A 23,821-nucleotide genomic window follows, 5' to 3' on the forward strand; every position below is an offset into this window, starting at 1 on the left:
GCGGCGGTGCGCCGGGCTCCCGCCTCGGCCGCCACGGACGACGACTCAGTTCACGGGCGCGATGGCCGCGTCATCGGTGATAAGCGGTAGGTTCGTCGGGAAAGTTCCGTGCCGTCGTCGAACCACTCTTAAGTCACAGCCCGACAGAGACGACCCATGAGCTACGAGGCGGTGTTCTTCGACCTCGATAACACCCTGTACCCGTACGCCCCCTGCAACGAGGCGGGCAAGCAGGCCGCCCTCGCGGCGTTCCGCGAGCGCGGGTACGAGATGGACCGCGAGACGTTCGACGAGCTGTACGCGGCCGGGCGTCGGGAGGCGAAACGCGAGACCCGCGGCACCGCGGCCTCCCACGACCGGCACATCTACTTTAAGCGCGCACTCCGGGAGTACGCCGGCGAACGCGACGCCGCTGACGCGCTCGCGATCGGCGACGCGTACTGGGAGGGGTACGCGAGCCAGATGGAGCTGTGTGACGGAGTCGAGCGCGTCTTCGACGCGCTCACCGAGGCGGGGACAGATGTCGCAATCGTGACCAACCTCACTACCCGCGTCCAGCTACAGAAGCTCTCGCGGCTCGCGATCGACGACCGGATCGACCGGCTGGTCACCTCCGAGGAGGTCGGCCGCGAGAAGCCGAGCGCGATCCCCTTCACGACCGCGCTCGCGGCGTTCGATCGCCGACCGAGCGAGGCGCTCATGGTCGGCGACAACGTCGACGCCGACGTGGCCGGCGCGAACGCGGTCGGGATGGACACGGCGCTGTTCGTCGCCGACGGCGACGCGCCCGCCGACGCGGAGCTCCCTGAGCAACGGCGCCCAGACTACCGGCCGGACACGTTCGGCGACCTGACGGAGGTGGCGGCATGAGCCGAGAGGATCCCGATTTTGACGCCAACGCCAATCCCGACCTCCTGCGCGACGCCCGCGGGGCGGTCGTGGAGTACGCACCGGCGCTCGCGGACCTGACGCCCGGGCGGACCGGGAACCTGAGCGTCCGCGAGGGCGACGCGGTCGCGGTGACGCCGACTGGAGTCCCGTACGACTCCTTCGACGCGACCGACGTGCCGGTGGTCTCGCTGGAGGGCGAGCGCCTGGCGGGCCGGATGGCCCCGTCGAGCGAGGTGCCGATGCACACGGGCATTTATAAGCACGACCGACCGGGCGCGATCGTTCACACCCACTCGCCGTGGGCGACGACGATGGCGACGCTCCACCGGAAGCTCCCGCCCGTTCACTACATGATCGCGGCCGTGGGGCGGGAGGTTCCGCTGGCCGACTACGCGCCATACGGCACCGAAGAGCTGGCCGCGAACGTGGTGGCTGCGATGGCCGAGGCCGACTCCGACGCCGCGATCCTCGCAAACCACGGGCTCGTCGTCACCGGGCCGGACATCGAGACGGCGGTCGAGAACACCCACCACGTCGAGGACCTCTGCCGGCTCTACCTCCGGGCGTCGGCGGTCGGCGAGCCGCACGTGCTCTCCGACGAGCAGATGGCGACCGTCGAGGAGCGGTTCGAGAGCTACGGCCAGCAGCCGAACGACGACTCGTAGCTGGGGACAAGGGGCGGACGCTGCCGGCCCGGTGTGCCGGTCACTTCCCGCCCGGTTTTATAAATACCGGGCCGGCTACTGGATCGGTATGACCGACACAGAGCCGGCGGCCCCGGTCCGGGAGACCGCCGAATCGATCGCGACGATGGAGATCCGCGGCGCGGCGACCATCGCGTCCGCGGCCGCGGAGGCGCTCGCCGAGCAGGCCGAGGCGGCGGCCGCGTCCGGCGAGACCGCGAGCGACCCCGCCGCCTTCCGCGCGTCGATGCGCGCCGCGGGCCGATCTCTCCGCGAAACCCGACCGACCGCCGTGTCGCTGCCGAACGCGCTCCGCTACGTCCTCCAGCGAATGGAGGGGGAGACGGTCGACGAGCTGCGCCGCAGCGTCGTCGACGCGACCGAGGCGTTCGTCCGCCAGCTCGACCGCGCGCAGGACGACCTCGGACAGGTCGGCGCGAACCGCCTCGCCGACGGCGACACGGTGATGACCCACTGTCACTCGACGGACGCGCTCGCGTGCATCGAGGCGGCCGTCGAGCAGGGGAAGTCGATCTCGGCGGTCGTCAAGGAGACCCGTCCGCGCCAGCAGGGCCACATCACCGCCGAACAGCTCCGCGACGCCGGCGTCCCCGTTACCCTGATCGTCGACTCCGCGGCGCGACGGTACCTCGACGAGGTCGACCACGTCGTCGTCGGCGCCGACTCGATCGCCGCGGACGGCGGCGTGATCAACAAGATCGGCACGTCGGGACTCGCGGTCAACGCCCGCGAGCGAGGGGTCCCGATCATGACCGCCGCTCAGACGATCAAGCTCCACCCGGAGACGCTAACGGGCCACACCGTCGAGATCGAGATGCGCGACGAAAGCGAGGTGATCGGTTCCGAGGCCCGCGAGGAGATCGGCGAGATCGCAGTCGAGAATCCGGCGTTCGACGTGACGCCGCCGCGGTACATGGATGCGATTGTCACCGAACACGGCCAGTTCCCGCCCGAGAGCATCGTGGCGCTGATGCGGGAGCTGTTCGGCGAGGGCGCCGCCGAGCCGTGGGCCGAACCATGAGCGGACGCGACGGTGACGGCCCCGGGACCGACGGCGACGACCGCAGGTCTGACGGCTGGGAGGAAGAGCTCGCGGAGTGGGACGAAGAGGTCTCCGAGTGGGAGGCCGGCGAGGGGGACGACGAGAGAGACGAGGCTCTCGACGGCGACTCAGACACCGACGACCCTGTCGACGACGATCCCGATCTGGAACCGGAGTCCGCCAGCCACGTTCCGAAGGTTGTCTCGGCCGGCCACATCAACTGGGATGTGACGATCCACGTCGACGAGCTGCCGGAGCCGGACGGAGAGACCCGGATCGACTTACTCGAACAGTCCGGCGGCGGCAGCGCCGCGAACGTCGCAGTCGGGCTCGTGGGACTCGGCGGCCAGTCGGTCGTCTACGGGAGCGTCGGCGGCGACGAGTCGGGCGCGCTGGCGCTCCGCGAACTCGCGAGCGCCGGCGTCGACCCCGGACAGGTCCTCGTCGACGCGGACGAGCCGACCTCGGTGAAGTACGCGATCGTCGACGGCAGCGGCGAGCTGTTGATGTTGGCGAACGACGGCGCTAACGAGTCGTTCACCGCGGCCGAGCTCGACCGCGACACGCTGGCGGCGGCCGACCACCTCCACCTCACCGGCCAGCAGCCGGGGACCGCGGCCGCGCTTGCGACCGCCGCCGGCGAGGCCGGAACGACGCGGAGCTTCGATCCGGGGCGTCGCGTGGGCGACCGCGAGTTCGAGGCCGCGCTCCACGCCACGGACGTGCTCTTCGTGAACGCCCCGGAGGCGGACGCGCTCGCCGACTCGACCGACATCGATCCATGGGAGCCCGACGACCGCGTCGTCGCGATCAAGCTCGGCGAGGAGGGCGCAACCGTTCGGACCCCTCACGGCGACGTGTCCCACCCCGGCTTCGACATCGACGCGGTCGATACCGTCGGGGCCGGCGACGCGTTCGCGGCCGGCTTCCTCGGCGCCGCCCTCCGCGATCCCGAGATCGCCGGTAACGGGTTCTCCCACGACCCCCGCGACTATCAGGTGCCGCTACTCGTCGGCAACGCCTGCGGCGCAATCGCGGCCGAGACGGTGACTGCCCGTGCGGAACTCTCGTGGGACCGCGTCCGCTCGATGATGGGCGAGTCACCCGAGTCGGACCTGCTGATCGAGATCCGGGCCTGAAGCAACCCGAACCCGGACCGCGCTAGCCGACGTAGTCGAACGCCACCGCGATGTCGGCGGCGCCGAAGAAGACGAACCGGTAGCGACCCGGCCGGAGGTCGGGACAGACCCGCAGCCCGTCGGGCTGGTTCTCCTCGGCGACGAGCCCCGACTCGGTCATCGTGAACTCCCACACGACGGTCTCGCCGGGTGGGTGGGCGATCGCCTCGTCGGTGTAGTCGAACTGGCCGTCGTCCCCGCCGCGGACATCGGTCCACCCCTCCTCAGTCAACACCTCGACGTTGTATTTCCCGTGATTGCCGACGGACACCTCTCGGTTCGAGACGTTGGTCAGCTCGATCCGCACGTCGTCGCCGCGCTCGAACGTCAGCGCCTCCGCGGGGTCGTCGCCGTCGTAGGCGGGGTTCACGACGCGGAGTTCGAGTGCTCCGTCGCCGTTATCGCCGACGCGGCCGCCGGATTCCCACGATACGCCCTCGGAGTAGGCGGCGGGATGGCGCTCGAAGGAGTCGTCCTCGCAGTCGAGCGCCGCGGGCACGGTCCGGGGGTCGCCGTCGGGCCTACCGAACCCGTCGAGCGCGTCAGGGTCGCGGATGCCTTCGTCGCCGGTCAGCTCCGCGGTCTCGCCCCAACCGTTCGTTACCGACAGCCGGAGCGAATCCGGCAGCGGGTCGGCGGTAACCCGGAGCAGCGCGGCCGAGTAGGTGATCGCCTCGCCGCAGAGCTCGTCGTCCGCGGCGGTGCTCTCGACGGTCGCGCTGGCGACGAGCGTCCCGTCCTCGACGCCGATGTCGGCGAAGGTGATCTGACTGTAGCAGGTCGTCGGCCCGACCGATTCGACGTACGCGAGCACGGACGACGAGAAGTCGGTCGCCTCGACGAATTCCCCTACCTCCGCGGAGGCGTCGTCGAACAGCCACCGAATCTCGTCCTCGTCGGTGAACAACGTGCAGAAGCCGCGCCGCGACTCACGGTCCCACGCCGGGCCGGAGAGCGCGGCGCCGACCTGCTGGACTTCGGTTTCGGGAGCGCCGTCACTGCCGTCTCCCACGTCACCGCCGTCGCTCCCGTCGGTGCCGTCGCCGCTTCCCGGGTCGCCCTCGGTCGTGCAGCCGGCGAGCGCGGCGACGCTCCCGCCGCCGAGGCCGTACAGGACCGTTCGCCGTGTGCGTCGAATCATGGCCGTCACTACGCGGGGCGCGCATAAGGGTTTCCCGTAGGCACGAACGCTTCCCGGTGTTACGCCGGTCGATTTTTCCCTTGCGGCGTCCGGAACAGGTCGGCGAGGGCGTCGGCATCGGTGTCGCCCGCTTCCCCGTCGCGGTCGAGGTCGGCCGCGAGTCCGAGTGCGAGCGCGATCCGCGCCTTCGACGCCGGGAGGGGGCCGGCGAACGTCACACCGTGCTCCGCCAGCGTGACCGCGCCGCCGGGCGTCCCGTACACCGGTTCGGTGGGACCCGCTGGAGGACGACCGGCGACGACCACGGGGACCTCCGGGAGGACGTCAGCCACGGCGTCGCCGATCGCGGCGGTCGCGTTGCCGAGGCCGGTTCCCTCGATCACGAGCCCGCAGACGCCCGCGTCGACCGCGCGCTCGACCGCGCCCGCACTGACCCCCGTCCCCGAGTGGATCACGGGCACCTCGGGGACGACATCGGCGCTCTCGATGCCATCGACGAGCGGGTCGATGTCGACTCCGCGCCGCGGCTCGCGGACGAGCCTCGACCCGGCGCGGGTGACCGTCGCCACCGGCCCTGTCCCGGGCGAGGTCATCGTCGAGAGCGCGTTGCTGTGGCCCTTGACCACGTCGCGGGCGGCGTGGATCTCGTCGTCGAACGCGACGTGGACCCCCGGCGCGAATCGATCGTCTGCGGCGGCCCGGACCGCGAGCGTCAGGTTCGCGGGCACGTCGCTGGAGGGCTCGTCGAGTCGGCGCTGGGCCCCCGTGACGACCACCGGTGCGGGAAGGTCGGTGAGCAGGTCGAGCGCGAACGCGGTATCGGCGAGGGTGTCGGTCCCGTGAGTGACGACGACACCGTCGGCGCCGTCCGCGACCGCCTCTCGCGCCGCGGTCGCGGTCGCGAGCACGTCGCGCCACCGCACGTCGAACCCGGGCTGCGAGCAGACCTCGCGAGCGCTCACGGCCGCGTACCGCTCGATGCCCGGCACTGCCGCGACGAGGTCGTCGCCGGTCTTTGCCGGCGCCGCGCCACCGTCGTCCGGCTCGGACGCGATGGTGCCGCCGCAGGCGACGACGGTAACGCGAGGATTCGCTCCGCCGGCGATCGCGGTCCGTCTCCCGTCGGGTGCCTCGCGGTCCGTGGTCGGCTCCGTGTCTGTCATACCTGTCGGTACGTTCGGAAGAACAAAGCGGTTGGTCCCCGGCAGCCGCGCGACTCGCCGCGCTGGCGGGGGTGACCCGCGGCGATCTGCGGCGATCGTCGATTGCAGCTGAAAAAAGATAAGAGGGCCGTATAAACGGTTAAATCGTTTCTGAACCTGTTTTAAAACGTCCATTACCCGCCGAGAAACGTAGTGAAATTCCCCGAACCCTCTGCGGGCTATATGGGATCGTCGGTCGTAGGAGGTAGTGTCCATGTCCATCCCCGCACCCACGCGCCTCGCCTCCGGCCAGCAGGTGGCCGGGCTGATGACCGGCACGGTGAAGGCCGCCGCCTTCTGGGCGGCGATCGCCATCCCGGCCACGTATCCCATGCTCCTCTACATGGGGCTCGAAGGCACTCCCGGTCTGCTGTTCGTCGCTCTGCTGTTCGCGAACGCCCTCGCGCTCGCGATCGGCCACGACCACAAGCGCTGAGGCTGTCGCGCCCTCCGAATCGCGTTGCTCGCCAATCCGAATTGCATCGCAGGACACCCGAACGCCCTCCGACCGGCTTCCTCTCTCCCGCTGACCACCCGCCCCCGCACCGGCCGGTCTCGAAGCGCTTACCCACCGTCCGACTCGACTGTCGGTATGACCGACGAGACGCACGTCGAGTGGCTCGATTGGGGCGCTGAGGCCTTCGCCGAGGCCGACGAGCGGGACTGTCCGGTCCTGCTGTCGCTCTCAGCCACGTGGTGTGAGGGCTGTCACGAGATGGACGCGGTCACCTACGCGGAGCCGCGGATCGCCGCCAACGTCAACGAGGGGTTCGTTCCGATTCGCGTCGACGTCGACCGCCATCCGCGAGTGCGCGAGCGGTACAACATGGGCGGGTTCCCGACGACGGCCTTCCTCACGCCGGAAGGCGAACTGCTCACCGGGGCGGGCTACCTCGACGTGGACGGGATGCGGCAGGTGCTCGAATCGGTCCGGCAGATGTGGGCCGACAAGGGACGTTCGGCGGGCCGGGTTCCCCGCGCGCTCGACGCCGACCTCCCGCCGAGGGGGGAGCTGACGGACGCGATCGAGAGCCACCTCGCCGGCCAGATCGAGGCCAAGTACGACGAGGAGCACGCCGGCTGGGGGTCGGACGCGAAGTTCCCGCTTCCTCGCACCATCGAGTTCGCGTTGAAGCGCGACCGCGGTCGGGCCCTCCGGACGCTCGACGCGGTGCGCGATCACCTCGCCGACGACGTGGCCGGCGGCTTCTTCCGGTTCGCGGGGACGCCCGACTGGGGCGACGTGGCCTACGAGAAGCCGATCGACACGAACGCGGCCGTCACCCGGGCGTTCGCGAACGCCTACCTCTACACGGGCGACGAGGCGTACCTCGCGCCCGCGACCGACGCGGTCGACTTTCTCACCGACGGCCTCTGGACCGGCTACGGCGTTGGCGGGAGCGTCGGCCCGGGGCTCGGACGCGCCTACTACGCCGCCTCCGCCGCGGACCGCGAAGAACTCGACCCGCCTCGCCGGGACCTGACCGTCTTCGCGGGCGGGAACGCGCTCGCGGCCGACGCACTGCTCGCGGTCGCCGCCTACACCGACGACGAGCGCGCGCGCGAGTACGCCGAGCGGATCCTCGACGGGCTCGAACGCGACCTGATCGACGCCGACTCCGGGGCAGTGACCCACTACCGCGGGAGCGACGAGGTCGGCGAGACGGACCTCCTCGCCGATGCCGCCCGCGTCGTGAGCGCGTACACCCGCGCCGCTGGCGTGCTCGGCGAGGGCGCCACCGTCGCCCGCGCGGTCGCGGACCGAGCGATAGATCGGCTTCGCGTCGACGGCTCCTTCGTCGACGGGCCGCGGTCCGGGGCAGGGCTGCTCGACCGCCCCTTCCGCCCGCTCGACGGCAACGTGGAGATGGCGACCGCGCTGCTCGATCTGGCGGCGCTGACCGGCGAGGAGCGCTACGAGACGGTCGCCCGCGAGACGGCCGAGTCGTTCGCCGGGGCGACCGAGCGGCTGAGCGTGCAGGTCGCCGAGTACGGGAGTCTCGCGGGGCGACTCCTCCGCGGCACGACCGTCGTCGCCGTCGGCGACGAGCCCGGCAGCGACCTCCACCGCGCCGCGTGGCGGGTCGCCGACCACGAGAAGGTCGTCGTCCCGAACGCCCACCGAGAGGATGCACCTGCCCCGCGGTCGGTCCCGGTCGGCTCGGCGGTCGTGCTCGCCGGGGATGTCGCCTCCCAGCCGGCGGAAACACCGGACGAGTTGATGACGCGGGTCGCCGAGACGGTTGAGTGACGCTCCGGGAACGATATTTCTACTCGATCTCGGCGTTTCGGTCCGGAGTCGTTTCGATCCCATCGAAAGCGAGTCGGTCCGTCGACCACCGCCGCCCCGTGTAAACCTGCGACGTGTTTATACGGATGCCGACGGATGGGTCGGTATGGCATCTCTCCGCGACCTGGGACTCTCCGAGTACGAGGCCCGCGCGTATCGCGCGCTCCTGCGCACCGGGCCCACGACGGCGAAGGACCTCTCGCGGGCCAGCGAGGTCCCGATGGGTCGGGTGTACGACGTGCTCAACAGCTTGGAACAGCACAACCTGGTCCGGAGTCAGGCGGCCAGCCGCCCGAAGAAGTACGCCGCGGTCGAGCCGGACGCCGCACTCGACCGACTGTTGGAGGAGAAAAAGCGGGAGCTGGAGACGCAGGCGGAGCAGTACGAGGGCGTGGTCGACGACCTCTCGACGGAGCTCGACGCGGGTGAGCCCGTCGACGGACAGTTCTGGACCGCGGCCGTCGGCGCGGAAGACGCGACCGACCTCCTCTTAGAGCGGATCGCGGCTGCCGAACGTCGCATGGTCGTCGTCGCCGGCGCGCCCGCGACCGGCTTCGACCTCGGGACGATCGGCGAGCGGGTGACCGACGAGCTGGAGGCGGCGTTAGACCGGGGCGTCGAGATCCGGGTGCTGTTGTCGCCGGCAACGGTGGACGCGCTCCCGCGGAGCGTCGGGCGGCGGTACACCGCCGACCTCTCGGACATGGAGGGGTTCGAGGTGCGCACGATCGCCGGCGTCGACGGGACCTTCTCCGTGTTCGACGGGATCGAGGTCTGTATCGAGGTGCCGCATCCGCTCTCCGCCGACGAGCCGTTCGCGATGATCGATGTGAAGGACGCGGAGTTCGCAACGAGCGTGAAAGATCAGTTCGAACCGCAGTGGGGAGAGGCGGAGCCGCTGACGTTCGGGTGACACCGCGCTACTCGAGGAGTGACGGCCAAAATCACTCGGCGAAAAATGCTCTGACCGCGTCTACTCCGCGTCCAGTTCGTCCCGCAGGTCGCCCATCGTGACCTCGCGTTCGGCGTGGGCGTTGTGCTGGTGGATCGACTCGTCGTTCGACTGCTTCATGTGGATCACGGCGTCGTCCGAGAGGTGGCCGAACTCCTCAATGGTGCCCTCAGCGAGGGCGCGGACACAGTCCTCGACGAACTTCGCATCGGCGTGGGCCTCGTAGGTCATGTGGTCCTCGTCCGGGCGCTTCGCCATGTTGTATATCCGGGCGCTCATCGAGTCGCGAGCGACGTCGATCAGGTCCCGGAGGTCGATATCGGGGTGGCCGTCGGTGGTGACGGTGAGCGTCGCGTGGCCGCGCTGAGAGTGGCCCGGCTGCGGGACGGCCTCCAAGAACTCCTCGGTCGTCTCCTCGTCGACACCCAGATCCGCGAGCTTCTCGCGGGCGCGAGACTCGCTCATCCCCTGCGAGCAGGGACAGACCGTCATGCCGGTGACCTCGGCGCCGATCTCCTCGCGGGTGTCCTCCTCGGTCGCCGTGGCGCTGGCGACGATAGTCGCTGTACTCTGCGTCTCGATGCCGGACGCCGGTGTGTCCTCGCGGGTGACGAGCTCCGCCGACATCGACACCTCGGCGGTGGTGGTGTAGTCGTGCTTTTCGAGGAGTCGCTCGGCGGCGTCGCCACAGACCTCCTCGACGCGGTACGCCTCCTCGCGGGTGATCTCTTCGAGGATCTCGTCGATCGTCGCGAGGTTCCGCGACATATCGATCCCCTTGCGACCGCTCGGGAGGTCGACGAACACCTCGAACTCCGCCATGAGGACGATGGGGCGCTTGTCCCCCCGAGCGATCTTGACGAGCTTCTCCACGCCGGTGACGCCGACCTGCGAAAGCCCGACGGAGACGTCGGGCGCCGACGCCTGAACGTCCGGCAACTGGTGACTCATTACGAATGGGGTAGGGAGTCAGAGGATTAGCCCTTTCGAAAGGGGGAGTCGCGTGGGGTTGTTCGAGGTCGATAGGGCGACGGAGGCGGAGAGATTTCGGCGTCGATGGCGGCGGCGGACGGGTCTCGGCGCCGGTATGGTACCGGCACCCGATCGAGGGCCGTAACGCACCATTTATAACCGCGGCAGCGGAAGAATGCCCAAGACCATGCCGAGTTCCAATGGGCCTCAGAAGGCGACCCGCGACAAGCTCTCGAACAAACCCCGCGACCGCGGCACGTCGCCGCCACAGCGAGCGATTCAGGAGTTCGACGAGGGATCGCAGGTCCACCTCAAGATCGACCCGAGCGTCCAGAAGGGCCGCTTCCACCCGCGCTTCGACGGCCGCACCGGCACAGTGCTGGGCAAGCAGGGCGCCGCGTTCAAAGTCGAGATCCCGGACGGCGGCAAGACGAAGACGCTCATCGTCACCGCCGCCCACATGAGCGCACAGCAGAACTGAGATGACGATATTCAAAGAGAAAATCGACGAGGAGTACGTCACCACCTCCGAGGCGAAGGAGATCCTCGTGGAGATCGAAGCGGAGCGCGCGGACGACGAGGACCGCGACCTCCGCTACGAGCTCGCCCGCGCGATCGAGCACGTCAACCGGTTCGCCCACCTCGACGCCGAGGAATCCCGGGAACTGGTCGAGGAGCTGACCGAGATTGAGCAGATCGACCTGCCGACCGCGGTGAAAATCGCGGACCTCCTCCCCGAGGACCGCACCGAGCTCCGGTCAGTGTTCGCGCAGGAGCGCTACTCGCTGGACGGCGACGAACTCGACGACGTGCTCAACGTCGTTGCGAAGTACGCCTAACGCGTATCTGACCGGCTTTTCACTCGCATTTCGTTCGGCCACGTCGTCGACTCTCTCGTTCGTCGGATCGGTCTCATCTCTTTATAGACAGCTGTAGCGGCGTGGATAGCGGTAACACCGGCGTCGACGATGTTCCGTTGCTCGCTTCTAGACCATTGGCGCTCGATCTGCAGAGTACACTTCCAAAGCCCCAGACGCACCGCAACCGCAGCCTCACACCTCCCCAGCCGCGTCGCCGGCGGCTTTGCCGCCGACTGTCAGAGGCACTTTGCGCCTCGCGGTCACCGGACTACGTCCGATTGCAAGCGAGGGCTTCGCTCTCGCCCTACTCGCGGCCTACTGGCCGCTCGAAGGCACGCGCCACCGTGGACGAATATGTACGACGGTAGTCAGTCGGTCGATCTGATTCACGCTCTCTCCGTCCGACAAGACCCCGGAACCCCTTTGAATTGGGACGACGACTCTTCGAGTATGATTGACGAGACCGTCGCCGAGATCCGGGCGATGCGGACCCACAGCACGTCGGCGGTGGCCGTGAAGGCGACGCGGTCGCTCGCGGACCTGCTCGACCGCGAGTACGTGACTGTCGACGAGTTCGAGCGCGACCTCGAACACAACGCCGGTGTGTTGCGGCGGTCGAACCCCTCCCACGCCGCGCTCCACAACGCGATGCGCGAGGTCGAGCGCTCGATCGTCGGCGAGGCGACGAGCGTCGAGGACGGCAAACAGCGACTCGAAGACACTATCGACCGCGTCGTCGACGACATCGAGACGGCGAAAGGGGAGGCCGCCGCCAACGCGACCGAGCGCATCGAGGACGGCGACACCCTGCTGGTCCACGACTATTCGACGACGGTGCTTGAGGCGATCGAGAACGCGGCCCGCGACGGCGCCCACCTGACGGTGTACGTCACGGAGGCGCGCCCGCGCACCCTCGGTCGGAAGACGGCCCGCGTGCTCGCCGGCATCGCACGGGTCGACACCCGGATGGTGGTCGATAGCGCGATGGGGTACGCCCTCCGCGACTGCGACCAGGTCCTCCTCGGGATCACGTGTATGACCGGGGGCACGTACTACAACCGCATCGGAACGTTCCCGCTTGTCGTCACCGCCCGCGAACTCGGCGTCCCGGTGACCGCCGTCGGCTCCGACGCGAAGCGGATCGAGGAGTTCCGGTTCGAAAACGAGTTCCGCGACGCTGTCGAGGTGATGCGCGAGCCCGTCGAGGACGTGACGATCGAGAACCCAAGCTACGACGCGACCCCGATCGGCATGCTCGACACCATAATCACCGACGACGGCATCGTCGAGTAGCTGGACCGCCGTTGCATTCCGTGTTCCCTCGTCTCGGAGCACGCCGAATGACTCGCGAACGCCCGATTTCGGGAACCGTCGTGTCAGGTGTCGAAATCCGCCACAAGCACTTTGTACGTGTGCCGTGTTAGCGCATACAATGAGCACGAGACAGGGGGCGGCGGGGATCTTTCGGATCCAGAGCGCGGAGCCCGCGACGGAATGTACCAGCGTCTCGTGTGACCTCGCCTCGATCGCGAGCGAACCCGGCACCGTCACCGCGCTGGTCATCGCCGGCGTCGTCGCGTTCGTCGCGCTGGCGTACATCCGCGACGCCGAGGCCGACTGCCGCAACGAACGCCGGCGGGTCCTCGACGAGCGCGACGCCTTCGAGGAGTTCGCTGACCGCGTCTCTGGACTCGATCCCGCGCCCGTCTCGTCGACCGCGTCGTCGCTCGACGGGTCGGCGGCCACGGTTCGCATCGTCTCTACGGCTAACGGAGCGAACGGGGTCGGCAACGATGTCCGGCTCCGGCGCGTGCTCGTGGCGTACCGGGACACGGTGATGTCGTTGCCTCACTACAGGGAGGAGTACGACGAGACGATCCCCGAGAGTCTTGCGGCCGAGCTGGGCCCGGATACGGCCACCGCGCTGGCCTCCAACGGCACCCTCTCGACCGGGGCACAGTCGGCCCTGGTGCGGCGCAGCCGGCGGGCAGCCGACGCCCGGTCGTCGCTGGCGGATGCGATCGGCGCGGAGATCGATGCGCTGTCCCGGTTCGAGGCTGATCTGACCCGCGTCGACCGACGACGCCGCCGTCTCATCGAACACCTTGACGGCGTGGCGGGTGATCGGACGGGTGCCGCGATCGACGTCTGGCGGCAGCTGGACGGGCTCGAAGACGACTGCAACGATATCGCCGGCGAGCGCCAACGCACGCTCGACGACCCGCCGATGACCGTCGATGCACCCAACGCCGACGAAGGACGGCGGACATTCCACGAGTACCTGTACGGATCCGACTCCGGACACCCCCACCCCGTGTTGGCGCAGGTCGCAGAGATCGCCGGGCGGATCCGGACGGACCGCGACCGGGTTGCGACCCAGATCGCCGGCGGCGAGTGAGTCCCCCCGCTTTCATCCGTCCCCGCTACGTGACGACGCCATGGGCAGAAGCTGGCTGTTCGCGTGGGGGCTCGCCGCCGTGGCGTTCGGCGGCGCGTCGCTCATCGTTCCCTTGTACGTCGTCGAACTGGGCGGTGGGGCGTTCGTGCTCGGTGTGCTCTTCGCGACGGCGTCGTTCGTCGGCGTTCCCGGCGCCCTCGTCTTCGGCAATCTGGCGGACCGGACGGGGAAGCGTCGACCGTTCGTTCTCGCGGCGCTCGTCGTCGCGACCGCCACGACGCTCGTCATCCCGACCCTGGAGAGCGTTCCCCTCGTCATCGCCGCCAACGCGGCGCTTTGGCTCGGGTTCGCGGCCGCCGTCCCAGTGCTCACCCTGCTCGCGGTCTCCGGCGAGCCCGAGCACCGGTGGACGGCGGTCATCGCCCGACTGAACGAGTATCAGGGAATCGGCTGGGCGGCCGGTCTCGGGCTGGGATTCGTCGTTACCGCAGTCGTGTCGCTGCGGTACGATCCGGTCACCGCCCAGCGCGCGTTCCTGTTCGTGTGCGCCGCGAGCGCCGCCGCCGGTCTCGCGCTGGCCGCGCGAGCGCTTCCACCGGACTCCGGGACAGTGTCGGAACCGAGCCCCACGCGGCTCCGCCGCCGCGTCCGCGAGGCGTCGCGGTTCAACGTCCGCGGCGCCGCCTTCCCGTTCACTCCTGCCCGGTTCGACCCGCGAGGGCTCCGTCCCCGGGTGCTCATCGATCGCTTCTCTCCGGCGCTTGCGACGTACTTCGCGGCCGTTCTCGTCGTGTTCACCGGCTTCGGCGTCTTCTTCGCGCCACTGCCCGCGTACCTCGCCGGCGTCGGCTTCGGGTCGAGCGAGACCTTCGCGCTGTACTTCGCGCTGAACGCCGCGGCCGCCGCCTTCTACGGACGGGCCGGCCGCCTCGCCGAGGCGTACGGCGTGTACGAGGTACACGCCGGCGCGCTGCTCGGACGGGGCGTCGCCCTCCCGACGGTCGCGGTCGTCGGTGTCGCGGGCGGGAGTACCCTCTTCGCGCTGAGCGCGACCGGCGCCGCCTTCGTGGCAATCGGAGTGACGTGGGCCGCCATCGCGGTGACGGCGGCGGCGCTCGTCACTCGGCTCGCGCCGCCCGCGATACGCGGCGAGGCGCTCGGCGCGTACGGCGCCCTCGTGGCGGTCGGTGGCGGGTTCGGCGGAATCGTCGGCGGGTGGCTCGCGTCGTCGGGATACCCGATCGCGTTCGTCGCGGCCGGCGGAACCGTCGTCGTCGGGACGGGAATCGTCGTCGCGCTCGCGCGGCGACCAGGGCAGCGATCGGAGCGCAGACACGGCACCGGCGAGGAGACGGGACAGTGACCGACCTCGACGCGCGGGAGCGCGACGGCCACGCCAACGCCGGCTTCCGGCGGCTGTTCGGCGGCGGGCTCACGTTCGGACTCGGGTTCCCGCTGACGGGCGAGCGACGCGGAACGCCGGACCCCACCGAGGAGGTCCGGCTCGCGGAGCGCGCCGAGGCCCTCGGCTTCGACGGGCTCTGGGCGCGGGACGTGCCGACCTACTGGCCCCGGTTCGGCGACGCCGGCGGGGCGTTCGACCCGTGGGCGCTGCTCTCGCACGTGGCCGCCCGCACCGAGGAGGTCGCGCTCGGCACGTCGAGCGTCGTCCTCCCGCTCCGACACCCGATCCACCTCGCGAAGTCCGCCGCGACCGTCGACCGGCTCTCAGACGGGCGGGTCGTCCTCGGAGTTGCTTCCGGCGACCGCGATCCCGAGTACGCGGCGTTCGGCGTCGACCCCGAGAAGCGAGGAGAGATGGTCCGAGAGCGGATCGCAGCGATGCGCGCGTGCTGGCGCGAGGACTTTCCCGAGATCGACGGCGAGTGGGGCGAACTCGGTGGCGACCTCGACGTGCTCCCGAAGCCGACGACGGAGACGCTCCCGGTGTTGCCGACGGGTAACGCGCGACAGTCGACCGAGTGGATCGCTGAGCACGGCGACGGCTGGCTGTTCTACCACCTCCCGGACGAGACGCTCCGGAGCTACGTCGCGGAGTGGCGCGAGCTCGCGGGCGCGAAACCGTTCTCCATCGCCGTCGGCGTCGAGTTCGCCGACGATCCGACCGCCGAGCCTGAACCCCTCCATCTCGGCTACCGCGCCGGCGTCGACTGGTTCCGGGAGTACTTCCGGCGGCTCGACGAGTTCGGGGTCGATCACGTCGTCGTCGACCTGCGCGGCGACGACCCGGAGACGGCGATGGAGACGTTCGCGGACGAGGTGAGCGGGCCGCTTTGAGTCTCCATCCCGTGAGCCGACCCAGGGCTTCGGTCGGTCCATCGCGGGAGGTTTATACCCGGTGACGGCCACGCTGCAGACGGTGGCCATGACGACGTGTTACCCCCACTGAGCCCCTTGTGATGAGGGTTTTCCACCGAGCCACCACTTCGAGACCGCGAGCGGCAGCGCTTCCGGTTCACCGGGGTCGCGCGGCACGGACGATATCGCCCGATCCGACGAGACATGGTGGCATGGAACACGAGACGGTAGCACGTGACAATCCGTGGTGAAAGTAGACAATTGGCTCACCGTCGACTCGCAGTCCTGCGGTCTCGACGGGAAACGGGCGGGTCGGCGACTCAGTACGACGCGGCGCGCTTGTCGAGGCCGGCGGCCTCGATGTCTTCGCCGTCGACGGACGTTCGGAGCACGTCCATCCCGTCGTCGCGGTCGATGTCGAAGTTGCGCGCGTACAGCTCCTCGACCCGGTCGTACTCGGCCTCGGAGAGCGGCGGCACGTCGCTCGCCGCGCTCCACTCGGCGATGTCGTCGCCGTCGCGGAACGTGGGCGTGACGGAGGCGACCTCGTCGTGCGCGAGCAGCCAGCGGATCGCGGCCTGCGCCATCGTGCGGGTCCCCTCGACGCCGTCGGGGTCTTCGAGGAAGCGGATGGCGTCGACCTTCTTCCAGCCCGTCTCGTACCACTCTTGCGGCCGGTGCGAGCGGTGGTCGCCGTCTTCGAGGACGGTGTCGGGCGTCACCTGCTCGTTGAGCAGGCCGGAGGAGTGCGGGACGCGAGCGATCACCGAGGTGTCCGAGCCCGTCTCGCGGATGGTGTCGACGAAGTGGCGGCCGGGCTGCTGCTCGAAGAGGTTGAAGACGGTCTGGACCGCGTCGAACTCCTCGTACTCGACGGCGGCGTCGCCCTCGGCCAGCCAGCCGATGGAGGGGCCGAGCGCCCACCCGAGCGCGCGAACGCGCCCGTCGGCTTTCCACTCGCGCAGGAGATCGCGCACCTCGGGCGTGATGTCGTCGACGTTCGCGTTGTGCAACTGGAGCAGGTCGACGTAGTCGGTGTCGAGCCGGTCGAGCGAGCGTTCGAAAGCGGTTTCGAGGTACTCGCGGTCGAGCTCCTTCGGAAGCTCGCCGTGTCCGGCCTGCGGATTGTTGTAGAAGTCGTAGCCGATCTTCGTCGCGAGCGTCACCTCGTCGCGACGGCCGCCGATCGCGCGGCCGATTATCTCCTCGCTGTCGCCGTGGCCGTACACGTCGCCGGTGTCGACGTACGTGACGCCCGCGTCGAGCGCGTCTTCGACCATACCGACCGCCTGTTCGTCCGAGCGGTCGCCCCACCAGTCGGTGCCGACGACCCACGCGCCGAAGCCGATCTCCGAGACCTCGACGCCGGAGTTCCCGAGTTCGCGGTGCTGCATACCCCGAATTGGGAATCGGGACACTTAGCGGGTGCGGTCTCCCCCACGCGCCGGGACCGCGAGGGAGGGTTTATAAGACCGGTTACGAGCGCGGAGTGCCCCGGTCAGTGGCTCAGCGCCCACGGGTAGCCGCCGTCATGGCCGCCGCTTCCGTGTTCACCACCGCTTCCATGGGCGTGGCCGCTCTCGTGGGTGTGGCTGTCGTCTCCGCCATGAGCGTGTCCGTGGTGTCCATCTCCGGCGACGCCGGACCCTGCCGGCTCCGCGTCCAGCGTCTCGTCGACGCGCAACACGAGGCTCGCGGTCCGCACGGCAGTCTCGAGACAGCGCGCGGGGACCGCGACCGGCTCGACCACGCCCGCGTCGAACATGTCGCCGACTGCGCCGGAGCGCGCGACGCCCGCCGCCGTCTCCCCGTCGTGGTGACGGTTGCGGAGCGCAGCCAGCGCGTCGATCGGGTCCGCACCGGCGTTCCTCGCGAGCGTTCTCGGAATCACGGTCACCGCGTCAGCGAACGCCTCGAGCGCGAGCGCCGACCGATCGTCGACGCTCGACGCGCGGTCGGCCACGGCGCGGGAGACGACCATCATACCGGCGCCGCCGCCCGGAACGACACCGCCACCGTGGGCGGCGTGGCGCGCGACTGCGAGGCAGTCCTCGACGATCCGCTTCGTCTCCTCGGCGACGTGCGGCGTCCCGCCGCGCAGGAGCAGCGACTCGTGCGATTCGCCCGGGAGTCCCGAGAGTTCGATCACGCCGCCGCCGACTGACCGACGGCGAACAGCTCCGACCGTCCCGAGCGCGTCCCGATCGAGGTCGGCGATCGCGGCGACCGCGGTCGCGTTCGCGGCGCGAGCGATCGCGTCGAACTCGTCGCGTCTGGTCCGTTCGACGGGAAGCACGCCGGCGCGTGCGAGGTCGGTCTTCACCGCGTCGTCGATCGACTTCTGACACACGAGCACGTCGACGTCGCGGTCCGCGATCGACCGGATCAGCCTCTCGTCGGCTGCCCGTTCGTGCTCCCTGACGGCTGCGAGGTCGTCGGGGGTTCGGACCCTCACCGTCCCCGACGCCTCGGCGGTAGGGGGCGTCAGTTCGCCGTCGACGAGCGCAACCGTCGGATCAGTGAGCGCCCGGCGGTCGTTGGTGCCGAACCCGTCGATCGTCGTCGACGACCCCTCCAGGTCGACGAGGATCCCCTTCACTCGCTCGGAGTCGGTCAGTTCGCCGCCGGGATACGCCTGAATCGTGAGCCGGGCGGCGTCGAAGTCGACCGAGCGGAGCGCGTCAACGGTGATATCAGCGAACCGCCGGGCCGACGCCGCGTCCCAGCGTCCGGTAACCGCCGTCGACGCGACCTCGCGGAGCCGCTCGTCGTCCGGATCGACCGGGACGCTGAGCTCGTCGAGGGCGTCACGGGCGTGCGAGGCCGCGCGGGCGTACCCGTCGACGATCGAGGTCGGGTGCAGCCCTCGCTCGGCGAGCGTGTCGGCCGCGTCGAGGAGTTCGCCGACGAGCAGGGCCGTCGTGGTGGTCCCGTCGCCGACGTGTCGCGCGTGGGCTTGGACCGCATCTCGGATCACGCGACCGATCGGCGCGTCGATCTCCAGTCCGTCGAGAACGGTCGCACCGGTGTTTGTCACGACGACGCTTCCGCTTCGGTCGATCACCATCTTGTCCAACCCGTTCGGGCCGAGCGTGCTTCCGAGCGTCGCCGCGATCGCTTTCCCCGGTCCGAGCAGATCGTCGGATCGTTCTTCGGTACTCGATTCCTCGGTCGCTTCGGTCGTGAATGCCATATCGAATCGTGTCACGTCGATCGCAGCGCAGCGTGCATCTCGGAGTCGGTCCCTCTCTCCGCCCGGAACGAGCTCTCGTCATTCCGGAACGAGCTCCCGCCATTTCGGAACGAGCTCTTTGTCGGGGACGCGAGCGACCCCGTCGACAGTCGCTCGGCCGGCCCGACCGATCACTCAAGGGGATCGTCGGTGACGACAAGATCGCCGCGATCGGCTCGGTTGTCCAGATTCCCGGGAGAGATGTCGAACTCGAAGACGCCCTTCGGCACCGCCAACGTCGAGCACGCGTTCGGGACGTCGACGACGCCGCTCTGACGCCCCTCGGCCGGGACGGTGCCAAGGATGTGGAGCGCCTGTTGGCCCGTGTAGCCGAACTTCTTGAGGTAGTCGATCGCCTGTAGACACGCCCGGCGGTAGGCGGTGTGCGAGTCGATGTAGCGCTGCTCGCCGTCCTCCGTCACGGAGTAGCCGCAGAACGTGATGTAGTCCTCGAAGTTGGGGCCGCGGTGGCCGGGCTCGAAGATCGGGTGGTCGACGCCGTGTTCCTCCATGCCGTTCTTGACCAAGTCGAACTCCACGTCGGCGTAGCCCGCCATCTCGATCGCGCCGCAGAAGGTGATCTCGCCGTCGCCCTGCGAGGCGTGGAAGTCGCCGAGCGCGAAGTTCGCCCCCTCGACGTAGACGGGGAAGTACACCGTCGAGCCGATGGAGAGGTCCTTGATGTCGTGGTTCCCGCCGTGTTCGCGTGGCGGAACCGTCCTCGCGGCCTCCTTCGCCGCCTCCTCGGCCGCGTCGGGGTCCATCTCGCCCATCTGTGCGCCCTCCGTGGTCGGCGGGTTCGCGACGCCCGGCTCCGCCTCCCCGGTCGGGTGGTTCGGGATCGAACTCGGGTCTTCCTCGTGTTTGTCGATCAGCTCCTGCTCCCGCTCGTTCCACTCCTCCAACAGCTCTTGGCTCGGCGCACAACCCGCGAGTCCGGGATGGATCTTCCCCTCGTAGCGGACATCGGGGACGTGCCGGGACGAGACGGTGTAGCCGTCGATCTCCCAGATCGACTTCGCGGCGTCCGGGAAGTGGTCGGTCAGAAAGCCCCCGCCGTTCTGCTGTGAGAAGGTTCCGGTGAAGCCGAACTCCGAGCGGTCGTTCAGCGGCCCCATGTCGTGGAACTCGACTTTCAACAGGTCACCGGGCTCCGCCCCCTCGACGCGCACGGGGCCGGCGAGGTAGTGGACTTGCGTGAGGTCGACGTCTCGGACCTCGTTGGGGTCGTCGTTGTCAGATATCTGTCCGCCTGTCCAGTCTAGCGCTTCGAGTCGAATCGTTTCTCCGGGTTCTGCCTCCACGACCGGCGGGATGTCCGGATGCCATCGGTTGAACGGTTTGGCCGTCGGCTGTTCGTCCGGCGGGCTGTCGACATCAACTTCGAATTTGACTTCTGGCATATGGTACCACGAAACAATACAGGGAACTGAAACAAAAGTGTTGCTGCAACAATAAGTTTTTTGAGACAACATGAACGGAGACGGGCGTCGGTTCCGGCGCGACGGCATCGGGGTGAGCAGTCGGTGCGCGGGCGTCGCACAACCGAATCCCTTTGAGTGATGGCGACGAACGTGCGACGATGACAAAGCGACACGTCTCCCTGCCCGACGGTGCGGAGGCCGGGGTCCGAGGGTTTATCGACGAGGTGGACGAGCGCCTCTCCTCGGAGGAGGACACCTGCGAGGTGGTCCGAGACACACTGATCGACCTCCACGGCGACCGCGAGCGCTGGGAGGCGTGGCAGGACGGCGAGTCGGTGCCGAGAGCCGAACGCGTCCGCCTGCAGGGGTACGACCCGTGCAACGCCACGCTGGAGTCGGAGTACTACGCCGAGAAGGACGAGGAGCAGTTCCAACGTTCCAAACACCTCCAGTGGCTCTGGCGGCAGTTCGACGCCACGCCGATGGCCGACAACGTCGATTTCGCGCTCCGATTCCGACAGATGCTCGGCAACCACCTGTTCGCCGAGTGCGGCGACGACTGCCGGTTTTTCAAGGGCATCTCCGTCACCTACGGCCACAACATCGAGGTCGGCGACAACGTCGTGATCCACGACGGTGTCCACCTCGACGACCGCGGGAAGCTAACGATCGGTGACCGCGCGTCGATCTCGGACGGCGTCCACCTCTACAGCCACGACCACGACCTCGTCGACCAGACCGAGGTCCGGAACTTCCACACGATCGTCGAGGACGACGCTCGCGTCACCTACGACGCGATGGTCCGGGCCGGCTGCCGGGTCGGCGAGAACAGCGTCGTCGGCGCGCGCTCGGTCGTGCAGGGCGACGTGCCCGCCCACCACGTCGTCGTCGGCTCACCCGCCCGGAGCGTCCGCGTGAAGCCGGGGTGGGAGGAAGTCGCCGACGAGCTGGAGGACGGTCGGCTCCCCGACCGGCAGGACGAACGCGAGATCGAGTACGACCTCCCCGACGACCTCGATCAGTTCGACGAGTTCCAGCGCGACCTGCAGCCGCCGAGTTCGCCGCAGTGAGTCCATCGGAAACCTATTATTAAGTTCCGGTCGCACCCACGTCCGGTATGCACGTCGACCTCGGCAACGTCCTAGACACGACACCGGGACTCACGGAGGAGACCTTGGACCGACTCGATTCGCGGGTCGCGGACGCACACGACCGGATCGCCACCGGCATGGCCGACGACGAGTTCGGCTACGCCGCGCTGAACCTCCCGGAGACAGCCGACCCGGACGCGATCCGCGCCGCGACCGATCAGTTCGACCGCCTCGAAGCGGTCCTGACCGTCGGGATCGGCGGGAGCGCGCTCGGCGCGGCGACGCTCGCGAACGCCCTCGAAAGCGACGTGGACGCGTACTTCCTCGACAACGTCGATCCCGACGCGGTGGCGTCGCTGCTCGATCGCCTTCCCCTCGATGAGACCGTCGTCAACGTCGTCTCGAAGTCCGGGACGACCGCGGAGACGCTCGCGAACTTCCTCGTCGTCCGCGAGGCGATGGCGGAGGCGGGCGTCGACTGGACCGACCGCACTCTCGTGACGACCGGCGAGGAAGGGAACCTCCGCGCGCTCGCCGACGCCCACGACCTCCCCGTGCTTGACGTGCCCGACGGGGTTCCGGGTCGCTTCTCGGCGCTCTCGACGGTCGGGCTCGCGGTGCCGGCCCTGCAGGGCCACGATATCGAGGCCATTCTCGCGGGCGGACGCGACGGGATGGAGAGCCTGTCGGGGTCGCTGTTCGAGACGCCCGCCTACGCCTACGGCACGGCGACGTACGCGCTCGCCGAGCGCGGCGCGCTCACCAACGCCGTGATGCCGTACGCGGAGTCACTGGAGACGTTCGCCGAGTGGTTCGCCCAGCTGTGGGCCGAGAGCCTCGGCAAGGACGGGCTCGGCCAGACTCCCGCCCGCGCGCTCGGCGCGACCGACCAGCACTCTCAGCTCCAGCTGTACCGCGCCGGCCCGCCGGACAAGCTCGTGTCGCTGATCCGGCCGACCGAGCGCGCCGAGACCGAGATTCCGGAGACCGATCTCGACGGGCTGGCGTACCTCGGCGGCTCGTCGCTCGGCGACCTGCTCGACGCCGAGTTCGAGGCGACCGAGGCGAGCCTCGCGGCCGCCGACGTGCCGAACCTCCGCGTCGAGATCGACCGCGTCGACGAGCGGGGGCTCGGCGAACTCCTGTACGCGATGGAGGCCGCCTGCGTGCTGTACGGCGAACTCGCGAGCGTCTCGACGTTCACGCAGCCCGCGGTCGAGTGGGGGAAGAAGGCGGCTCGGGGACTGCTCGGCGGCGGCGATTTCCCGGAGGCCGACGCCGTGGCCGACAAGCGCGAACTGCGGATCGACGGCTCCTGAGCCGGGCGAGTCGATCAGTCCGATTCCCTCGCCGTGGACTTCCGGAGCGCCTAACACACCGTGCGCTCAACCACCAGCGATGACAGACGACCTCCCGGTCCCGGTTGATCGACTGACCCACGCCGCGAGCGCCGTCTTCGCACTCATTTTCGCGCTCGTCGTCGCTAGCCTCATCTCCCAACTGGCCACCTCAGCCGCGGTCGGCGTCGGCGTCGTCGCGCCCGACACGAACGCGTTCACGATCGTCCGGACCGTCGCCAATTTCGTGGGATTCCTCCCAGCCGTGGTCGGCTACCTCCTGATCACCGACCAGCGGGATCTCGTTTCGGTCTCTCTCCCGTCGCTCCGAGAAGTCGGACTCATCGTGGGTTCCGCGATCGTCCTCTACGGGCTCCAGATCGGGATCCTCCTCACGCTCCGCGAGTTCGGATTCCGGACCGGAGAGAATCCGGCGACGATCGCCGCCGGCGACCCGGTGGTTTACTACGCCGCGATGATCGTCGTCTCGCTTTTGATCGTGGGGCCCGCAGAGGAGCTGCTGCTTCGCGGCGTCGTCCAGGGTGGACTGCGGCGCTCATTCGACGCCGCGCCGGCGATCCTCATCGCGGCCCTCATATTCGGAGCGCTCCACGGGAACGTCGAGGGCACCGCCGTCGAACAGGTCACGTACATGGGCGTGACGGTGGTCCTCGGTGCGATCCTCGGCGTCCTCTACGAGCGGACGGAGAACGTGCTGGTCCCGGGGTTCGCACACGGGCTGTACAACGCGATCATCTTCGCGGGGTACCTCTGGCGCGTGCTGTGAT

Annotated in this window: 22 protein-coding genes; 16 read left to right on the forward strand and 6 right to left on the reverse strand. The window is 69.2% G+C overall.

What is annotated here, in order from left to right; translation table 11 throughout:
* Positions 1–156: 156 nt before the first annotated feature.
* The 4 genes from HLAC_RS11265 to HLAC_RS11280 all read left to right on the forward strand — a co-directional run bounded on the left by HLAC_RS11265 (position 157) and on the right by HLAC_RS11280 (position 3,776).
* On the forward strand, positions 157–870 hold the full coding sequence (locus tag HLAC_RS11265) for an HAD family hydrolase (protein WP_015910964.1): 714 nt from the start codon (positions 157–159) through the stop codon (positions 868–870).
* Positions 867–1,556 (forward strand): class II aldolase/adducin family protein, encoded by a 690-nt coding sequence (locus tag HLAC_RS11270; protein WP_015910965.1) that lies wholly within the window; start codon positions 867–869, stop codon positions 1,554–1,556. The genes HLAC_RS11265 and HLAC_RS11270 overlap by 4 nt, the downstream gene beginning before the upstream one ends.
* Before the next feature lie 88 nt (positions 1,557–1,644).
* The gene (locus HLAC_RS11275; RefSeq protein WP_015910966.1) at positions 1,645–2,616 is read left to right on the forward strand and encodes a ribose 1,5-bisphosphate isomerase; all 972 of its coding nucleotides are present in this window, start codon (positions 1,645–1,647) and stop codon (positions 2,614–2,616) included.
* Positions 2,613–3,776: an ATP-dependent ribose-1-phosphate kinase gene (locus HLAC_RS11280; RefSeq protein ID WP_015910967.1), complete on the forward strand. Its 1,164-nt coding sequence runs from the start codon at positions 2,613–2,615 to the stop codon at positions 3,774–3,776. Before HLAC_RS11275 ends, HLAC_RS11280 begins: the two co-directional genes overlap by 4 nt.
* 22 nt (positions 3,777–3,798) lie before the next feature.
* Here HLAC_RS11280 and HLAC_RS11285 read toward each other — a convergent pair whose 3' ends face one another.
* Together HLAC_RS11285 and HLAC_RS11290 are read right to left on the reverse strand one after the other, a co-directional pair.
* The gene (locus tag HLAC_RS11285) at positions 3,799–4,956 is read right to left on the reverse strand and encodes a cupredoxin domain-containing protein (RefSeq protein ID WP_015910968.1); all 1,158 of its coding nucleotides are present in this window, start codon (positions 4,954–4,956) and stop codon (positions 3,799–3,801) included.
* 59 nt (positions 4,957–5,015) lie between these two features.
* On the reverse strand, positions 5,016–6,119 hold the full coding sequence (locus tag HLAC_RS11290; protein ID WP_015910969.1) for an asparaginase: 1,104 nt from the start codon (positions 6,117–6,119) through the stop codon (positions 5,016–5,018).
* A gap of 253 nt (positions 6,120–6,372) precedes the next feature.
* Here HLAC_RS11290 and HLAC_RS11295 point away from each other — a divergent pair, with 253 nt between their 5' ends.
* The 3 genes from HLAC_RS11295 (at position 6,373) to HLAC_RS11305 (ending at position 9,361) form a co-directional block, all read left to right on the forward strand.
* Entirely contained in the window at positions 6,373–6,594 is a 222-nt protein-coding gene (locus tag HLAC_RS11295; RefSeq protein ID WP_015910970.1) for a DUF8028 family protein, read from the forward strand.
* Positions 6,595–6,750: 156 nt separating this feature from the next.
* Positions 6,751–8,409 (forward strand): DUF255 domain-containing protein, encoded by a 1,659-nt coding sequence (locus HLAC_RS11300; protein WP_015910971.1) that lies wholly within the window; start codon positions 6,751–6,753, stop codon positions 8,407–8,409.
* Between the two features lie 145 nt (positions 8,410–8,554).
* Positions 8,555–9,361: a TrmB family transcriptional regulator gene (locus tag HLAC_RS11305; RefSeq protein ID WP_015910972.1), complete on the forward strand. Its 807-nt coding sequence runs from the start codon at positions 8,555–8,557 to the stop codon at positions 9,359–9,361.
* Positions 9,362–9,421: 60 nt separating this feature from the next.
* Here the strand turns inward: HLAC_RS11305 and mptA are convergent, their stop codons facing one another.
* Entirely contained in the window at positions 9,422–10,351 is a 930-nt protein-coding gene (mptA, locus tag HLAC_RS11310) for a GTP cyclohydrolase MptA (protein ID WP_015910973.1), read from the reverse strand.
* 208 nt (positions 10,352–10,559) lie between these two features.
* Between mptA and HLAC_RS11315 the strand changes: the two genes are divergently transcribed.
* The 6 genes from HLAC_RS11315 (at position 10,560) to HLAC_RS11340 (ending at position 15,928) form a co-directional block, all read left to right on the forward strand.
* Complete coding sequence (locus HLAC_RS11315; RefSeq protein ID WP_049933742.1) at positions 10,560–10,853, forward strand: 50S ribosomal protein L21e; 294 nt, start codon at positions 10,560–10,562, stop codon at positions 10,851–10,853.
* A 1-nt stretch (position 10,854) separates the two neighbouring features.
* Positions 10,855–11,211, forward strand: a complete 357-nt coding sequence (locus tag HLAC_RS11320; protein WP_015910975.1) for an RNA polymerase Rpb4 family protein — start codon at positions 10,855–10,857, stop codon at positions 11,209–11,211.
* A gap of 471 nt (positions 11,212–11,682) precedes the next feature.
* Positions 11,683–12,525, forward strand: a complete 843-nt coding sequence (locus HLAC_RS11325; protein ID WP_049933744.1) for an eIF2B alpha/beta/delta subunit family protein — start codon at positions 11,683–11,685, stop codon at positions 12,523–12,525.
* 139 nt (positions 12,526–12,664) lie between these two features.
* A complete protein-coding gene (locus tag HLAC_RS11330; RefSeq protein WP_015910977.1) occupies positions 12,665–13,630 on the forward strand; it encodes a DUF7260 family protein in 966 nt (321 codons plus the stop codon).
* Positions 13,602–14,993 (forward strand): MFS transporter, encoded by a 1,392-nt coding sequence (locus HLAC_RS11335; RefSeq protein ID WP_337680956.1) that lies wholly within the window; start codon positions 13,602–13,604, stop codon positions 14,991–14,993. Before HLAC_RS11330 ends, HLAC_RS11335 begins: the two co-directional genes overlap by 29 nt.
* Entirely contained in the window at positions 14,990–15,928 is a 939-nt protein-coding gene (locus tag HLAC_RS11340; protein WP_015910979.1) for a TIGR03571 family LLM class oxidoreductase, read from the forward strand. The genes HLAC_RS11335 and HLAC_RS11340 overlap by 4 nt, the downstream gene beginning before the upstream one ends.
* A gap of 341 nt (positions 15,929–16,269) precedes the next feature.
* On the opposite strand, the gene HLAC_RS11345 is transcribed toward HLAC_RS11340, so the two are convergent.
* The 3 genes from HLAC_RS11345 to fmdA all read right to left on the reverse strand — a co-directional run bounded on the left by HLAC_RS11345 (position 16,270) and on the right by fmdA (position 20,584).
* The gene (locus tag HLAC_RS11345; protein WP_015910980.1) at positions 16,270–17,343 is read right to left on the reverse strand and encodes an aldo/keto reductase; all 1,074 of its coding nucleotides are present in this window, start codon (positions 17,341–17,343) and stop codon (positions 16,270–16,272) included.
* A 104-nt stretch (positions 17,344–17,447) separates the two neighbouring features.
* Positions 17,448–19,142, reverse strand: coding sequence for a TCP-1/cpn60 chaperonin family protein (locus tag HLAC_RS11350; RefSeq protein ID WP_015910981.1), 1,695 nt, complete (start codon positions 19,140–19,142; stop codon positions 17,448–17,450).
* Between the two features lie 170 nt (positions 19,143–19,312).
* Complete coding sequence (gene fmdA, locus HLAC_RS11355) at positions 19,313–20,584, reverse strand: formamidase (RefSeq protein WP_015910982.1); 1,272 nt, start codon at positions 20,582–20,584, stop codon at positions 19,313–19,315.
* A 179-nt stretch (positions 20,585–20,763) separates the two neighbouring features.
* Between fmdA and HLAC_RS11360 the strand changes: the two genes are divergently transcribed.
* The 3 genes from HLAC_RS11360 (at position 20,764) to HLAC_RS11370 (ending at position 23,820) form a co-directional block, all read left to right on the forward strand.
* Positions 20,764–21,675: an acyltransferase gene (locus HLAC_RS11360; RefSeq protein WP_015910983.1), complete on the forward strand. Its 912-nt coding sequence runs from the start codon at positions 20,764–20,766 to the stop codon at positions 21,673–21,675.
* A gap of 47 nt (positions 21,676–21,722) precedes the next feature.
* Positions 21,723–23,015 carry a hypothetical protein gene (locus HLAC_RS11365; RefSeq protein ID WP_015910984.1) on the forward strand — a complete coding sequence of 431 codons (1,293 nt, stop codon included), beginning with the start codon at positions 21,723–21,725 and terminating at the stop codon, positions 23,013–23,015.
* 79 nt (positions 23,016–23,094) lie between these two features.
* Positions 23,095–23,820, forward strand: coding sequence for a CPBP family intramembrane glutamic endopeptidase (locus HLAC_RS11370; RefSeq protein WP_015910985.1), 726 nt, complete (start codon positions 23,095–23,097; stop codon positions 23,818–23,820).
* The last annotated feature ends 1 nt before the right edge of the window (position 23,821 follow it).

Origin of the sequence: Halorubrum lacusprofundi ATCC 49239 (assembly GCF_000022205.1) — an archaeon.
In the GTDB taxonomy this organism is placed as follows: Archaea; Halobacteriota; Halobacteria; order Halobacteriales; family Haloferacaceae; genus Halorubrum; species Halorubrum lacusprofundi.

Excerpts from the sequence above, each read along its gene's own strand:
- mptA (WP_015910973.1), bottom strand. The coding sequence starts at position 10,351 with ATGAGTCACCAGTTGCCGGACGTTCAGGCGTCGGCGCCCGACGTCTCC.
- HLAC_RS11305 (WP_015910972.1), top strand. The coding sequence starts at position 8,555 with ATGGCATCTCTCCGCGACCTGGGACTCTCCGAGTACGAGGCCCGCGCG.
- HLAC_RS11315 (WP_049933742.1), top strand. The coding sequence starts at position 10,560 with ATGCCGAGTTCCAATGGGCCTCAGAAGGCGACCCGCGACAAGCTCTCG.
- fmdA (WP_015910982.1), bottom strand. The coding sequence starts at position 20,584 with ATGCCAGAAGTCAAATTCGAAGTTGATGTCGACAGCCCGCCGGACGAA.
- HLAC_RS11365 (WP_015910984.1), top strand. The coding sequence starts at position 21,723 with ATGCACGTCGACCTCGGCAACGTCCTAGACACGACACCGGGACTCACG.
- HLAC_RS11330 (WP_015910977.1), top strand. The coding sequence starts at position 12,665 with ATGAGCACGAGACAGGGGGCGGCGGGGATCTTTCGGATCCAGAGCGCG.
- HLAC_RS11265 (WP_015910964.1), top strand. The coding sequence starts at position 157 with ATGAGCTACGAGGCGGTGTTCTTCGACCTCGATAACACCCTGTACCCG.
- HLAC_RS11350 (WP_015910981.1), bottom strand. The coding sequence starts at position 19,142 with ATGGCATTCACGACCGAAGCGACCGAGGAATCGAGTACCGAAGAACGA.
- HLAC_RS11320 (WP_015910975.1), top strand. The coding sequence starts at position 10,855 with ATGACGATATTCAAAGAGAAAATCGACGAGGAGTACGTCACCACCTCC.
- HLAC_RS11300 (WP_015910971.1), top strand. The coding sequence starts at position 6,751 with ATGACCGACGAGACGCACGTCGAGTGGCTCGATTGGGGCGCTGAGGCC.
- HLAC_RS11345 (WP_015910980.1), bottom strand. The coding sequence starts at position 17,343 with ATGCAGCACCGCGAACTCGGGAACTCCGGCGTCGAGGTCTCGGAGATC.
- HLAC_RS11290 (WP_015910969.1), bottom strand. The coding sequence starts at position 6,119 with ATGACAGACACGGAGCCGACCACGGACCGCGAGGCACCCGACGGGAGA.
- HLAC_RS11285 (WP_015910968.1), bottom strand. The coding sequence starts at position 4,956 with ATGATTCGACGCACACGGCGAACGGTCCTGTACGGCCTCGGCGGCGGG.
- HLAC_RS11270 (WP_015910965.1), top strand. The coding sequence starts at position 867 with ATGAGCCGAGAGGATCCCGATTTTGACGCCAACGCCAATCCCGACCTC.
- HLAC_RS11280 (WP_015910967.1), top strand. The coding sequence starts at position 2,613 with ATGAGCGGACGCGACGGTGACGGCCCCGGGACCGACGGCGACGACCGC.
- HLAC_RS11295 (WP_015910970.1), top strand. The coding sequence starts at position 6,373 with ATGTCCATCCCCGCACCCACGCGCCTCGCCTCCGGCCAGCAGGTGGCC.
- HLAC_RS11370 (WP_015910985.1), top strand. The coding sequence starts at position 23,095 with ATGACAGACGACCTCCCGGTCCCGGTTGATCGACTGACCCACGCCGCG.
- HLAC_RS11325 (WP_049933744.1), top strand. The coding sequence starts at position 11,683 with ATGATTGACGAGACCGTCGCCGAGATCCGGGCGATGCGGACCCACAGC.
- HLAC_RS11275 (WP_015910966.1), top strand. The coding sequence starts at position 1,645 with ATGACCGACACAGAGCCGGCGGCCCCGGTCCGGGAGACCGCCGAATCG.
- HLAC_RS11360 (WP_015910983.1), top strand. The coding sequence starts at position 20,764 with ATGACAAAGCGACACGTCTCCCTGCCCGACGGTGCGGAGGCCGGGGTC.